Source organism: Nostoc sp. 106C, from assembly GCF_002154725.1.
Classification (GTDB): Bacteria; Cyanobacteriota; Cyanobacteriia; order Cyanobacteriales; family Nostocaceae; genus Aulosira.
The window spans coordinates 62263-76173 of the sequence record NZ_MTAW01000106.1 but is presented as its reverse complement, the minus strand read 5'-3'; the positions used below and the strand labels follow the sequence as shown (position 1 = coordinate 76173).

At 40.0% G+C, this 13911-nt stretch carries 10 protein-coding genes; all 10 read left to right on the top strand.

Features of this window, described 5'->3' with window-relative positions; translation table 11 throughout:
• The first annotated feature begins 23 nt into the window (after window positions 1–23).
• Window positions 24–1052, top strand: coding sequence for an SDR family oxidoreductase (locus BV375_RS14645; protein WP_086761650.1), 1029 nt, complete (start codon window positions 24–26; stop codon window positions 1050–1052).
• A 207-nt stretch (window positions 1053–1259) separates the two neighbouring features.
• Entirely contained in the window at window positions 1260–2276 is a 1017-nt protein-coding gene (locus BV375_RS14640) for a glycosyltransferase family 2 protein (protein WP_086761648.1), read from the top strand.
• Between the two features lie 43 nt (window positions 2277–2319).
• On the top strand, window positions 2320–3171 hold the full coding sequence (locus BV375_RS14635) for a phytanoyl-CoA dioxygenase (RefSeq protein WP_086761646.1): 852 nt from the start codon (window positions 2320–2322) through the stop codon (window positions 3169–3171).
• A 54-nt stretch (window positions 3172–3225) separates the two neighbouring features.
• Window positions 3226–3780, top strand: coding sequence for a dTDP-4-dehydrorhamnose 3,5-epimerase (gene rfbC / locus BV375_RS14630; RefSeq protein WP_086761644.1), 555 nt, complete (start codon window positions 3226–3228; stop codon window positions 3778–3780).
• A 131-nt stretch (window positions 3781–3911) separates the two neighbouring features.
• On the top strand, window positions 3912–5225 hold the full coding sequence (locus BV375_RS14625; protein WP_086761642.1) for a Gfo/Idh/MocA family oxidoreductase: 1314 nt from the start codon (window positions 3912–3914) through the stop codon (window positions 5223–5225).
• Between the two features lie 266 nt (window positions 5226–5491).
• Complete coding sequence (locus tag BV375_RS14620; RefSeq protein ID WP_086761640.1) at window positions 5492–6592, top strand: glycosyltransferase; 1101 nt, start codon at window positions 5492–5494, stop codon at window positions 6590–6592.
• A 149-nt stretch (window positions 6593–6741) separates the two neighbouring features.
• Entirely contained in the window at window positions 6742–8967 is a 2226-nt protein-coding gene (locus BV375_RS14615) for a polysaccharide biosynthesis tyrosine autokinase (RefSeq protein ID WP_208095761.1), read from the top strand.
• Window positions 8968–10073: 1106 nt separating this feature from the next.
• Entirely contained in the window at window positions 10074–10814 is a 741-nt protein-coding gene (hepC, locus tag BV375_RS14610; protein ID WP_086761638.1) for a heterocyst development glycosyltransferase HepC, read from the top strand.
• Between the two features lie 108 nt (window positions 10815–10922).
• On the top strand, window positions 10923–11867 hold the full coding sequence (locus tag BV375_RS14605) for a hypothetical protein (protein WP_086761636.1): 945 nt from the start codon (window positions 10923–10925) through the stop codon (window positions 11865–11867).
• 63 nt (window positions 11868–11930) lie between these two features.
• Window positions 11931–13769 (top strand): heterocyst formation ABC transporter subunit HepA, encoded by a 1839-nt coding sequence (gene hepA / locus BV375_RS14600; RefSeq protein ID WP_086761634.1) that lies wholly within the window; start codon window positions 11931–11933, stop codon window positions 13767–13769.
• Window positions 13770–13911 lie beyond the last annotated feature (142 nt).

The window sequence follows — 13911 nt, the reverse complement described above, 5'->3', positions numbered from 1 at the left end:
CAAATACAAAGGCTTGAACAACAATGAAAATATTGGTAACTGGAACAGAAGGTTATCTCGGTTCATTATTACCTGCTTTGTTAATTGAACGGGGACACGAAGTTATTGGTGTAGATACTGGCTTCTATAAAGTTGGTTGGCTGTATAACGGTACTGAAGTGACAGCTAAAACTCTCAACAAAGATATTCGTAATATCATCCTCAAAGATTTACAAGGTGTCGAAGCTATAGTTCACATGGCGGAACTCTCCAACGACCCCACCGGACAATTGGCACCTAATATTACCTACGAAATCAATCATCAAGGTTCTGTTCGCCTAGCTAAGCTAGCTAAAGAAGCAGGTGTACGTCGTTTTATCTATATGTCTTCTTGCAGCGTCTATGGCGTAGCTACCGAGGGTGATGTCACAGAAGAATCGCCTGTAAATCCTCAAACAGCTTATGCAGAATGTAAAACCCTGGTAGAACGAGATGTAATGCCATTAGCTGATGATGATTTTTCTCCTACCTTTATGCGAAATGCAACAGCCTTTGGCGCTTCCCCAAGAATGCGATTTGATATTGTTTTAAATAACTTAGCTGGATTGGCATGGACTAGCAAAGAAATCAAAATGACCAGTGATGGTACTCCTTGGCGTCCATTAGTTCACGCATTAGATATATGTAAAGCAATTGTCTGTGCCATTGAAGCTCCCCGTGATATTGTACACAAGCAAATCTTTAACGTCGGGGATACTACAAACAACTATCGAGTTAAAGAAATCGCTGAAATCATTGCAGAAGTTTTTACAGGTTGTCAATTGTCCTTTGGAGACAACGGTGCAGACAACCGCAGCTATCGGGTATCTTTCGATAAAATTAACACCATGCTACCCGGATTTAAGTGTGATTGGAATGCCCAGCTTGGTGCACAGCAGCTATTTAATTTATTCAGTCAAATTGACATGACTGAAGATACTTTCTTGTTTAGAGGATTTACACGGTTAAAGCAGCTAGAGTATCTAATTCGCACACAGCAAATTGACAAAGACTTCTTTTGGAATAAAAGATAGTTATAAGTAGCAATTGTAATTTAAGCTCTTCAACTCAAAAACCTGATACACAGGTTTTTGAGTCAATTTTGGGTATTAATTATTTCTGGCATTCAAACAACTGAATTTTCTTTGAAAATAGTAAAAATCTCCGGATTAATATTTTTATTTGGGAATTATCAGTTACAACAATTTATTTTTTCAATTAATTAGATCGCAACCGATCAAATGAATAAATTACTCACTATTGCTATCCCTACTTATAATCGGGCTGAGCTACTTGATAAACAATTAACCTGGTTGTCTCAAGCTATTACAGGTTTTGAATCTGAATGTGAAATTTTAGTTTCTGATAATTGTTCCACAGATAAGACTCAGGATGTAATTAAAAAGTGGCAAGATATACTCAGTAATATCACATTTAAATCTAATCGGAATTTGGAAAATTTAGGCGTAATGAAAAATATCCTTTATTGCCTAAATTCTGCGACAACAAAGTATGTTTGGACAATTGGTGACGATGATCCAATTCAAGAAAGAAGCATTGTTTATGTCATCAATAAGCTTAAACAGTACGAAGATTTGTCATTAATATTTCTCAACTTTTCTGGTCGCAATAAAATTACCGGCGAACCAGTTCATCCACCAACAATAGTTGGTAATCGCTGGTTTGATGCTGATAGCGAAGATGCTTGTGATAATGGCAAGGCGATATTTGAACATTGTTTCTCGAAAAGTGTTGGTGCAGTCATATTTCTTACGGCTACAGTCTACCGCACTGACCTTATAAAACGTGCTCTCCAAATTTGGCCAGATGCTGCAAATAATTGGATATCCCTGGCATATTTAGCGGGATATTGTGCTGCTAATGGCAGTGTAATTGTTACTAAAGAGACTTTTTTAGAATGTATTGTTGGTGTGAGTTATTGGCAGAAAGAGCCAAGATCTGCACTGTTAATGCAATACAAACATATCCCCGAAGTTATTTTGAAACTAGAGCAGAGCGGATATTCTAAGCAATTTTGTAGAAGAATGCTTTTGCAAAATGGTAAAGAAGTCAGTTTCAAAGTGTTTTTAGGTGCTTTAAGAAGATGGCCTGTGTCTGCCATTAAAACAGTAATTCCGTTTTTAGCTTTAATTGGTTTATCGGCTTTCGATGTAATGGCTTGTAAAGAGTTCACCCTAGCAGAAGTAACTAAAGTTACTACTCAACAAGTGCAAAAAAAAAGAGAGATAAGCCATTAAATAGCTAATAGTATTAAATTAATAATCAAGAGGTATTGAATTCATGCTTAACAGTATTAAACGCAAAGTATATGCGTTGTACTCTGACTTAGTTTGTGTAGTAGAAAGATGGAAGCATAAAAAAAATTTACCCATTCTGGAAGAGAGCGATCGCATAATTGTTCAAACTCTCAAACGCGATGGTGTTTGTGTAACAACGCTTGCAGATTTAGGATTAAATTCCACCTCAGAAATGCTTAAGGCTGCTTATCATCAATTATCCCAGATGGAAAAAGCCAACAACGACCATCTAAATGAAAAATGGCCGCAAATTTATACACTTACAGATTTCCCAGAAATTTCTGCTTGGGCAACAGAAACAAGACTGCTTAATATCATTGAAAATTATATCGGTCTTCCTGTAACTTTTCACGGTGTACACTTACGCAAAGATTTTCCTAGCGAACATCAGTTTGGGACATTGCTATGGCATAGCGATGCTGAAGACCGCCGGATTATCAAAATTTTTCTTTCCTTAAAAGATGCCACAGAAAAAACTGGTCCTTTTGAGTACATTCCGCGCTCTTTAACTTCTTTATTAAGATGGCAATATTATTGGCTTTATTACAAACTTTGGCAAGGGAGCTATATGGGTATTGATGATGAAATAGTAAAAAAAGTCATACCTAAATCAGCTTGGAAAACTTGTAAAGGTCCAGCAGGCACTGTAATTTTGGCAGATACAAAAAATGTTTTGCATCACGGAACTGTACGTACAGAAGAACGAGTAACTCTATTCTTCTGTTACACCGCTAATCCTCCAGAACGACCAGAACTTTGTACCCAATATTGGGATGATACTTATCCCAAGCCAGAGTTTAGCTCGTCACCAGATCTCGTTCAAACCCATAGCTAACTATCAGAAAATAGCTAGTTCCTGCTGACATAAAAATTACTTCTGAGGTTGTATATGAATTTCATCCAAACCGAACTGAAAGACGCATTCATCATTGAATTAGAAAAAAAGCAAGATAGCCGTGGTTTTTTTGCCCGGAGTTTTTGCGCTCAAGAATTTATGACACACGGTTTAAGGCCAAAAGTCGCCCAGTGTAATGTGTCTTTCAATTACAAAAAAGGTACACTACGGGGGATGCATTATCAACTTTCTCCAGCAGCAGAAACAAAATTAATTCGCTGTACGAAAGGCGCTATTTATGACGTGATTATTGATATGCGTCCTGAGTCTCCCACCTTCTTATCACATATTGGTGTGGAACTAACCGCAGGCAATCACCGCGCCTTGTATGTTCCAGAAATGTTTGCTCATGGCTATCAAGCGCTGACAGATGACGCTGAGGTTGTCTATCAAGTTGGTGAATTTTACACACCGGGTTATGAGCGTGGTCTACGTTATGATGACCCATTTTTCAACATTGAATGGCCTTTAGAAGTTGCCGAAATTTCGGAGAAAGATTTAAATTGGCCCCTATTAAGCATGATGCCAGTTGGGAGTGCGAGTTTATAAAAATCCGATGGGAGTTGTGAGATTTTTCGTTAACTCTGTGCTTGGTCATTAATCATTTGCCAAAACAGTAATTATTAAACAGCGATCGCTCACAACAGAAGACATAAAATTAATAAAGGAATTAAAAACTCATGATTATTATTGATCGCGCTTTGCAAGCCCGCGCAGCCTTAGGTAGACCCATCAAAGTAGGAATGATTGGTGCAGGATTTATGGGTCGAGGAATTGCAAATCAAATTATTAACTCAGTCCCCGGAATGGAGTTAGTTGCTATCTCCAACCGCCAAATTGATGCTGCCAAGCAAGCTTATATAGAAGCAGGGATTGCAGATATTCAGATTGTTGCAAATATTACTGAAATCGAAGATGCGATCGCTCAGGGTAAATATGCAGTCACAGAAGATGCGGAATTACTCTGCCATGCTGAGGGTATCGAAGCCTTAATCGAAGTCACAGGCGCGGTGGAATTTGGCGCGCATATTGTGATGAGTGCGATCGCTCATCACAAGCATGTAATTATGATGAATGCCGAACTCGACGGCACAATTGGCCCTATCCTCAAGGTATATGCTGACAAAGCAGGGGTGATTCTTAGCGCTTGCGACGGCGATCAGCCTGGGGTAGAAATGAACCTCTACCGTTTTGTCAAAAGCATTGGTCTGACTCCACTATTGTGCGGTAACATTAAGGGACTTCAAGACCCTTATCGCAATCCCACCACCCAAGAAGCATTTGCCAAGCGTTGGGGTCAGAAAGCCCACATGGTAACTAGCTTTGCTGACGGTAGTAAAATTTCCTTTGAACAGGCGATCGTTGCAAACGCCACAGGAATGAAAGTTGCTAAACGGGGAATGCTGGGATATGACTTCAGCGGTCATGTGGATGAGATGACCAATATGTATGACGTTGAACAGCTTAAGCAACTAGGCGGGATTGTCGATTATGTAGTAGGCGCAAAACCAGGGCCTGGTGTGTTTGTCTTTGCAACTCACGAAGACCCCAAACAACAACACTACCTCAACTTATACAAACTAGGTGAAGGGCCACTTTACAGCTTCTACACCCCCTATCACCTGTGTCATTTTGAAGTTCCGCTATCGGTAGCTCGTGCTGTTCTCTTCCAAGATGCGGTGATGTCTCCCTTAGCAGGCCCAGTAGTAGATGTAGTCACCACTGCCAAAATTGACTTGCAAGCCGGGGAAACCTTGGATGGTATTGGCCACTACATGACATACGGTCAATGTGAAAATTCTGCGATCGCTCAACAGCAAAACCTCCTACCAATGGGATTAGCTGAAGGATGTCGCCTCAAACGCGATGTTCCCAAGGATCAGGTGCTAACTTACGATGATGTAGAATTACCCGCAGGCAGACTTTGCGATCAACTACGAGCCGAGCAAAACGCTTATTTCGCTACAGAAAAAGCTCTAGTTGCTATTGGCTAAATTAAGTTTGTAGTAAGGACTAAAGTCCTTACTACGTACTTTTCAAACCCATTTTTTAGTACAACGAATATTTAGGGTAATCCCCACAAAAACAAAACGAATCTAATATAGAAAACTTCCCCCTCTTTTTGCGCAGAGTAGGGGAATATTCGACAGAGCCAAAAGCTCAAAAATCGTCCTGATTATACTCCTAAACACTAAAGTTTTTACTAGTAACTTGCTGGGAAGTATTCAACCAAACTTTAGAGGAACTTGAAATTTAACTTATGAAAATTGCTCTAGTCCATGATTACTTAACCCAGCGCGGTGGAGCAGAGCGCGTATTTGAATTGCTTTGTAAGCGCTACCCAGAAGCCGATATTTATACTTCTTTGTATAATCATCAAAAAACAATTGATTTGGGTGAGCGGATAGTTAATACAACTTTCTTACAAAAAATTCCGGGTGCAGTCAGATATTTTCGATTGATAGCTCCCTTATATTTTCCCGCTTTTCGGGCTTTAAATTTACAAGGCTACGATCTAATCATTAGTAGTAGCACTAGTTTTGCTAAAGCAGTAAGAAAACATCCAGATGCACTTCACATTTGCTTTTGTCATAATGTCACTCGTTTCTTATGGGATACAGAAACTTATTTACGGGAATATGGAGATTATCGATATTTTGCACCATTAATTGAGAAAGTCTTCCAATTAATGAGAGATGTAGACCTGCAATACGCGCAGGAACCAGACCTTTATATTGCTAATTCCAGCATTGTTTCTCGCCGCATTCAAGATATTTACAACAAGAAAGCAATTGTTGTCAACTACCCTATTGATACCAGTAAGTTTGTTTTTTCTGATAGCAAAGATGAATATTATCTGGCATCAGCTAGGATGATCAGTTATAAACGTTTGGATATAATAATTGAAGCTTTTAATTGGCTGGGTTGGCGATTATTAATATCAGGCGATGGTCCAGAACAAGAACGCTTAAAATCCAAAGCATTAGATAATATTGAATTCTTAGGACATGTAAGCGATCGCCAACGTAAAGACTTGTTTTCTAAAGCTAAGTCTGTCATTGTTGCAGCCCTAGAAGATTACGGCCTAGTTCCAGTAGAAGCTAATGCTAGTGGTACTCCAGTCATTGCCTATGGAGCAGGTGGTGTATTAGATACTCAAGTACCTAGAGAAACAGGAGTATTTTTTAAAAGACAAACACCCGAATCCTTACAAGCTGCATTATTTGAAGCTGGACAAATAACTTGGGATTATCAAAATATCCGTAATCATGCAGTGACAAATTTTTCAGAAACCGCATTCTTTAGTAAAGTCGAGCAAATTATTGACCAAGCTTGGAGAATGCATCAATCAATTCAGTAGTGCTGATTAGAGAGTTATGAGTAACGAGTAAAACCCTATAACTTCGCAATGACATATTAACGGTAATTTACCGGACATCATATTACTCAACACTCAGCACTCATTACTCAGAACTGTTTCGGTAATTTCTTAGGAGAAGGATAATAAACGTGGTTCAAGCTAGTCTAAATCCCAGCCTCAATCCGGCTCCCGACAATGAAGTGGGTTACGGACAGATGTTTGCCGTACTTGTACGCAGATTTCCTTGGTTTTTACTTGTATTTTTGACTTCTCTAACTTTTGCGGGTTTGATCACTACAAAAACAAAGCCTACCTACAAAAGTTCAATGCAGTTGTTAATAGAACCCAACTATCAAGTTAAACCAGGAACAGGAGCAACAGAAAATCAATTTACCGAACCTAGCATTGAAATAGACACAGCGACTCAGCTTAATGTGATGCAGAGTTCTGGACTTTTGCAAAAAGCAGTTGATAAACTTCAGCAAGACTATCCAGACATAACTGTAGCTGAGATTAAAAGTTCTTTAGTTTTAAATCAAATCAAGACAAAAGAAGATAATGTCTTGACTAAAATTTTCCAAGTTGAATATACCAGTAAAGACCCAGACAAAACGCAAAAAGTTCTGGCTGCCATTCGCCAAGTGTATGTGGAATATAACAAGCAGCAACAGGATTCACGCTTACAAAAAGGTCTGCAAGTTATTAGAGATCAGTTAAAGAAGGCAAGTGATGAAGTGAATGCTTCTGAAACTAATCTCCAAAGATTTCGCAGAAATCAGAATTTAATCGATCCTGAAACACAGGCAAAAGCACTAGAAGACAATTTAAACAAACTTCAAGAAGAACGACGCGCTACTCGTTCTCAATATGAAGAAGCTTTAGCTCGTCAACGATCTTTGCAAGAACAACTTAATCGTTCTCCACAGAATGCCCTCGTTTCTTCTCGCCTGAGCCAATCTACTCGCTATCAAGGTTTACTCAACGAAATTCAAAAAACGGAGCTAGCTCTATCCCAAGAACGCTTGCGCTTTACAGACGAAACTCCTAACGTGCAAAAGTTGCAAGAACAACTTCAGGGACAGAAGGAATTATTACAACAAGAAGTTAGCAGAACTTTAGGTGGGCTACCTGCTGGTGCAGTTGCTGGAGAAAATCTTCTAGAACAAGGACAACTCGGCCAAATTGACCTCAACCTTGCTGGTCAGTTAGTAGAAACACAGACAAATATAGTTGCATTAGCTGCTCGCGATCAAACTTTGGCTCAAAAAGAGAACGACTTGCGGTTTGAACTCAAACGCTTCCCGCCTTTGCTGGCTTATTACAATCGCATATTACCGCAGTTACAATTTAGCCGTGAAAGATTGGAACAACTGTTGAGAGCAGAACAGCAGTTGCGCCAAGAACTTTCTAAAGGCGGATTTAACTGGGAGGTTGTTGAAGAACCTCAAAAAGGTTTGCAAATGGGTCCCAATCTCCAGCAGAATCTTTTGTTGGGTGCAGTGGTTGGGTTAATGTTGGGAGGTATTGCTGTCTTTATGCGAGAAGCATCTGATGATGCTGTTCATACCACTGCGGAATTAGAAAAGCATGTCGCTCTACCATTGTTGGGAATAACTCCCAAGTTACCGCCTGCCAAACCCAGAGAATCAACAATTAAGTTGCCTTTTGGTAAGCCAGAAGTTTCTGCTCCTGGGACAATCCAGGTATTGCAATCCCCACCACGTTGGGAATCGCTAGATCTGATTTATAAAAATATTGAGCTACTAAATTCTGTTACCAATTTGAAATCTTTGATGATCACCTCAGCTTTACCCGATGAGGGTAAGTCAGGTTTGGCATTAGGTTTAGCAATGAGTGCTGCTCGGTTACACAAAAAGGTACTACTGATTGATGCCAACTTACGCGCTCCCAGTCTCCATAATCAGCTAAATCTTCCTAACGATCAGGGACTCTCAACTCTACTAACAAATGAAGGCAGCCTACCGAATCAAATCAGTATTCAGTACTCAGGCTCGTCTTACATCGATATTTTGACTGCTGGACCAATCCCTGCTGATGCAGCTAATCTCTTAAGTTCCCCACGCATGATGCAATTGATGGCAACATTTGAAGAGAATTACGATCTGATACTCGTGGATGCTTCTCCAGTTCTTGGCTTAGTAGATGCCATGCTAACAGCCTCATCTTGCCGCAGTGTAGTTATGGTGGCAAGCATTGGAAGGGTAACTCGTAGCCAAATTGCCCAAGCTACAGCGATGTTGAGCAAGTTAAATTTGATTGGGGTGGTAGCCAATGGGGTATCAAGCTCCCACAGCACATATGTACCCTATGCAAAGTCACAAACGTTTGCATTGCAACAAGCTGTAGAAAAATAGAACAGCCCTCAGGCTCAGTCCTTGTGATTACCCAAATTTTTGTAACAGTGATATCGCACTGACCGTCATTCCGCCCAGAACTGAAGTTCTGGGCTAATAGCCCAACTCCACTTAACGCTCTTCCGTCACTTTGGGGAGAGAAAATAAATGTAGTAGCGCGTCAACCGTAAAACGTTGGGTTCAAAAAATCTAGAAAATCCCAAACAATAAAAATAGTCTCTGATGATTCAACCCAACATTTTAGACTTGCCGCGCTAGTAGGTTGGGGAGCCACTCACGTGGGCGGGTTTCCCGACTTGAGTGAAGTGGCGTTTGAACGCAGTGAAACCCAACTAGATCAAGGTTTAAGGATGTTGGGTTTCGTTCCTCAACCCAACCTACGCCTAAATTTATAAAAGTTCGGCATAATAAGGGTTGTAGATTTTTATCTCACGAGAGTGATTAAAGAGCGTTAAGTGGACTGAAATATGCAACTTATACCATTTTGGATTTTAGATTTCCATCTGTCGCAATCATTTTTCAAATTGGTATTAGTCTACTTCCGTAGACTTGAGCTATTAGCCTTGGAATTGATTCCAAGGCTAGATAACAACGAAGCGGGAGATTTGGGCAATGACAGCACCATTCTACGGTGAGTCCAGGCGCGGGTGTCGGTGGAAAAGCGAGTTTACGATAACTTAATAATTGCCAGGGAAAATCAAGTACTCTTTAAAGACTAAATAAAGAATTTCTCTGACCAAGATTTATTTCTAAAGTCTCTTATATTCTAGATATCAAACCTCCTTCACAAAAGCCAAAAGATAAGCGTCGATTGATTTTGACAGATTTATCAAAACGTGAAGCTGCTGAGTATAAATAAATATGGAGTGATAGGGTAGATGTTTTCTACACAGATTTAATTACCCTTGTCTCCAACCTCGCTAGTGATATCTATATTCTGCGTAGCTACTGAGTATCATGGCTTTTTGTACATCTAAAATGTGCGATCGCCTCACTAAGTTTGCCATTGCAAGATGTTTCTACAAATAATTTAGATTAGCGCTTTTGGCGGAGATAGCCTTTGATATCAGGTCAAGAATCTACTACTCTACAAATTCTCAAGACCTATGACTACGTCAATAATTCCGATTCTACAGAATCACTACACGCTACCTGAGCAAGACCAAGATCATCGCTCCCCATACTGCAAACTTTTGTGGCGACGAGATCAGCTGTTGGTGAAGTCTCCCGGACAAGTAAAACAGCCATATTTGCCTTCTCTATATAACGAAGAATTGTTAGTAGACTGTTTAAAACATTCCCCAATCAAATTGGTGAGCATAGATTCAAAGCTGGATGAGGCTTGGCTGAGATTTTGGGCTGAGGCCTGCGAACAAGCTAATAAGCCAATATTTCTACGCTTACCCTCTGGCAATCAGCGGCTAAAACAAGCTAACACTTTTAGCAAACAGTTGCAGCGAGTAATTGATTGGATTGTTGCTTTAGTGTTGCTACTGTTGATAAGTCCAGTTATGCTGGGGCTGGTTTTGCTGATGCAGGTTGATTCGCCTGGTTCACTTTTCTCCTATGAGTGGCAGGTTGGAGAACGCGGTAAACTGTTTCGAGCAATCAAGTTTCGCACAACTGAGGAGCACAACATTACACCTCTAGGGCGTTGGATGGGTAAATATAATCTACACAATTTCCCACAGTTATTGAATGTAGTGCAAGGTGACAGGAGATTAGTGCGATCGCATTGTTGGACTTTAGAAGATCTGGTGCGCTTAAGTTCAGAGAACGGCCTCTCAGTCCCAGAAATTATCGGTTCATGGCAGGTAGAAGCTACATTTAAGCCTGCTGGATCTTAGAAAAGAAGGCAGGAGGAGGCTGTCATCTTGCTTTTATTTCGCGCAGAGGCGCAAAGGCGCAAAGAAGAGCGCTAAAAACTTATTTAATTTAACGCGATCGCTAGGACTATGAATACGGCTATCTGTACTGTGTTTGAAAAAGACTACCACTATGGTGTGGGAGTTTTGGCAAATTCTTTATATCATCACGGTTTTCGTGGTGTGTTTTGGGCAGGATATCGTGGGGAATTACCACCTTGGGCTAAGTCTTTAAAAGATGGCAAAGGCTATCAAGAGTTTTCTATAGCTGAGGATTGTGCAATTCGGTTTGTGAAACTCAATACCCGAAAGCATCTAGGTTTTTACAAGCCTGATTTTATGTCCCTATTATGGGAAAGTTACTGCCCAGATGTGGATGCGCTATTTTACTTTGACCCTGATATTGTCAATAAGTGTAGCTGGGATTTTTACGAGAAGTGGGTGAATCGGGGAATTGCGCTGTGTGGGGACTCGTGGTATCAGGTACCAGCTAATCATCCTCGACGCTTGGCTTGGAAGGAATTTGCAGAAAGTAACGGCTTAGTTTGCGATCGCCAATTAGATTACCACTTTAATAGTGGCTTTATTGGTGTGAATAAAAATTGCAAGTCTATTCTTTTACTTTGGCAAAAGCTTATAGAACTAGGTGAGATGGCAGGATACTCAGATTTCGACGATCTGTATGCCCAGAACAGTTTTCATGATTACCCCTATCTCTATGGAGATCAGACTTACCTTAACTTAGCGCTCATGGTGTCTACTCATCCCTTGAGTACGGTGGGGCCTGATGGTATGGATTTTGTCCCTGGTGGCACGATTATGTCTCATGCAACCGTACCCAGCGTTAAGCCCTGGCGCAAGAAACTAATTATGAGTGCTCTTGAAGGTAGCCGTCCTACCATTACAGATAAATTGTTTTGGCGGCACAGTCAAACACCAATTCAACTGTATTCTTCAGCCAAATTTTTCCAACAACAATTTGCCATCCTTTGTGGATCTGCTATTGGTCGCTTCATCTATCGCCATCCAATTTAAGACACTTTTCCAGTGTAATTTGATTGGACTTTGTTTTATTGAAAGACTCTTGTAACTCATTTTATGTATTTCAAGCTCACTCGAACAACTTGGAGATTTCTACAAGCTAGTAGTTTTTGGCAAAATAACTACTTAATATTACGAGAGTTTAAAAAGTTTCCTCGTATTGCAATTTTAGCGATAGTTTTATCCCTCTTTGCTGTTACCTTTGAGGGATTTGGGCTTGGGTTTTTATTGGCATTTCTCCAAAGCCTGACTACTCCCGATGCTGAACCAGTAAAAACCGGAATTGAATGGTTTGATATTATTATTTTAGGTATTAACCGTTCAGCTAATGAGAGATTATTTCGAGTATCTACATTAATTGTAATTATAACTTGTATACGTGCAGGATTTAACTACTTAGCACAAATTTGTATTCAGTTTAGCGAAATTAATTTAGTAGATCATCTTCGTAAACAGATATTTGAACAACTACAGGCTCAAAGTCTAAAATATTTTGCCAAGAAAAACTCAGGTGAAATAATTAATAGCCTCACTAGTGAGATGGAGAGGATTAGGCAGATTTTTGGAGGGATGGCTTTTGTGATCACAAGAACTTTAACAATTGCAGTCTACTCTCTATCCTTATTTGTCCTCTCTTGGCAGCTTTCAATAATTTCAATTTTACTGTTTAGTTTTTTAGCTGTAGGGCTGACAACTCTCAATAAACATATTCGTGAGCGCAGTTTTGCTGTCACCAAAGCGAACGACAATTTTACTTCTAGGTCGCTAGAGTTTATTGATGGCATCCGCACAATTCATGCATTTTCTACGATAGATTTTGAACGAAAACTGTATTATCAAGCGAGCCATAATGTAGTTAATGCTTGGAAAAATGTTTATTGGTTGTCTTTAATAGTCAGGCCAATTGCTGAAAGTATCTCCACAGTAATTCTTGTAGCGATGATTATTGTGGCGCTGACAACTGGCTTAATGAAGATTGCCTCATTGTTGACATTCTTCTTTGTACTGTTTCGTTTGGTGCCGATGATTCAAGATTTAAATGGAGTTATCGCCTTTTTAAGTACCCAAGCCGGAGCAGTAGAAAATATCAAACAGTTATTAAGAACTGAGGATAAAGATTACTTCCATAATGGCAAAGTCCGGTTCCCTGGATTGCAACAAGGAATTGATATAGTATCTGTAGATTTTGGCTATGAACCTGGCAGTCTAGTGCTACACAATATTACCCTGAGTATGGAGCAGGGAAAAATGATCGCTCTAGTAGGAGAAACTGGTGGCGGTAAAAGTACACTTGCTGATTTGATTCCCAGATTTCACGATCCTGTAGAAGGGCAAATTCTTTTAGATGGAGTTGATTTGTGCCATTTTGACATTGACTCGCTACGTCGCAAAATGGCTGTAGTTAGTCAGAAGACATTTATTTTCAACACCTCTATTCGGAATAATATTGCTTACGGTACTCCTGAAGCCACTGAAGCAGAAATTTACGAAGCAGCCCGCCAAGCGAATGCACTAGAATTTATCGAAAAATTGCCTGGGGGTTTTAATACAATTTTGGGTGCTAACGGCATTCAATTATCTGGTGGACAGCAACAACGAATTGCGATCGCGCGTGCTTTGGTGCGCAAACCAGAAATTTTGATTTTAGATGAAGCCACTAGTGCTTTAGATGCAATCACACAGCAGTCAATTCAAGAGGTTTTAGAGAATTTTGCTGTAGGACGAACAGTGATTGTTATTGCTCACCGTCTTTCAACTATTGCTCAAGCAGATAAGGTTGTAGTAATTGAAAAGGGGCGGATCGTAGAACAAGGCAAATATCAAGAATTACTCGCTCGTCAAGGCAAGCTGTGGAGATATCACCAGACACAGTACCAAATTGGCCAAGCAGAGTAGGGACAAGGGAGATATGGGGAGTGTGGGGAGAAATGGGACAAGGGAGAAATGACCAATAACTATTGACTATTGACCAATGACAAATGACAGATATCTTGACAACCCATTCTATTTACAGACATGAAAATTTAATGTCTTAAAC